The following is a 1,413-nucleotide window of genomic DNA, read 5'->3' as shown; positions in this document are numbered from 1 at the left end:
TCAGGCGTGGCAGTCTTTGACGTTGACGCAGTTCTTGGGGTCGTTGTCGGTGACGGTGGATTTGTCGTCGAGTTCGACCTTGCCGTCGTTGTTGAAGATGCCGCCGGCGATCTTGCGGTGGTGGTCGTTGTCGCCGTTGGCCTTGTTGTCCTTGACCTTGGTCTTGTCCAGGGTGACCTTGCCGTTGTTGTTGAAGATGCCGCCGCCGTTCTCGCCGGCGATGTTTTCCTTGATCAGGCTGTCGCGCAGGACCAGGACCGCGTCGAAGTCGTCGTGGTTGCGGTCGTTGCCCTTGTTGCTGTTGTCGTTCTTGTCGTTCTTGTTGTCGTTCTTGGGCTCGCCGTTGAAGATGCCGCCGCCGAAGCGTCCGGCGTGGTTGGCGGCGATGAGGGTGTCGGTGATGGTGGCGCGGCCGACCTTGTCGTTGTCCTTGCCGTCGTTGTCCTTGCGGTTGTTGCTGGTGACGGCGTTGTGTTCGCGGTCTCCGCCGGTGTTGTAGATGCCGCCGCCGTCCTTGCTGGCGTCGTTCTCGGCGATGGTGACGTGGTCGATCCTGAGGTCGGTGTTGCGGGCGTAGATGCCGCCACCGTTCTTGCAGGCGCTGTTGTCCTTGACGAAGGTCCAGCTGATCTCGACGTAGCCGCCGGAGCTGAAGAGGCCACCGCCGTTCTCGTCGGCCTTGTTGCCCTGGATGAGGCTCTTCTCGATCTTGACGTTGCCGACCTTGTCGCCGTTGTCCTTGCCGTCGTCCTTGCCGTTGGCGATGCCGCCGCCGTTCTTCTTGGCGGTGTTGTCGGTGATCTTCGACTTCTCGATCTCGAGCTGGCCGGTGTTGAAGATGCCGCCGCCGTTGTCGTTGGCCTGGTTGTGGTCGACCTTGCTGAGCTTGAGGGTGACCTTGCCGTAGTTGGCGATCGCGCCGCCGTTGCCGCTGGCGCTGTTGTGGGTCAGGGTGGTCTTTTCGAGGTAAGCGCGGCCGCCCTTCTCGACCAGCAGCGCACCGCCGTCCTCGCCCCTGTCCTTGTCCTTGTCCTTGTCCTTGTCCTTGTCGTTGTGGTCGCGCGAGGAGTTGGTGGAGACGTTGGCTCCGCGGGACTTCAGCGCGGAGGCTAGGAGGTCCTTCAGCCGCTCCTTCTGCTCCTCGCCCTTCTCGTCCTTCTTGTCCTCGTCCTTCTTGTCCTCGTCGTCGGCGGCCTTGCCGTCCTTGAGGGTCAGATCCTTCAGGGTCAGGTCACCGCCGTCGGTGACCTTGAAGATCCGAAACGCGTCCTTGGAGTCCCGCTTGATCGTCGCGCCCTCACCCTTGATGGTGATCTCCTGCTTGATCACCGGCAGGCCCGTGCGGGACTTCTTGTCGTCGTGCTTCTTGCCGTTGTCCTTCTTGTCGTCCTTCTTGTCGTCCTTCTTGTCGTC

General features: G+C 61.8%; 1 protein-coding gene. It reads right to left on the bottom strand.

The genetic code is table 11. The features are described 5' to 3' along the window. A partial coding sequence (locus AC5L30_RS32930; RefSeq protein ID WP_494872174.1) for a hypothetical protein occupies positions 1–1,413 on the bottom strand: 1,413 nt, incomplete at its 5' end.

This window comes from Micromonospora sp. BQ32, from assembly GCF_059358895.1.
This window is presented reverse-complemented; position numbering and strand designations above follow the sequence as displayed.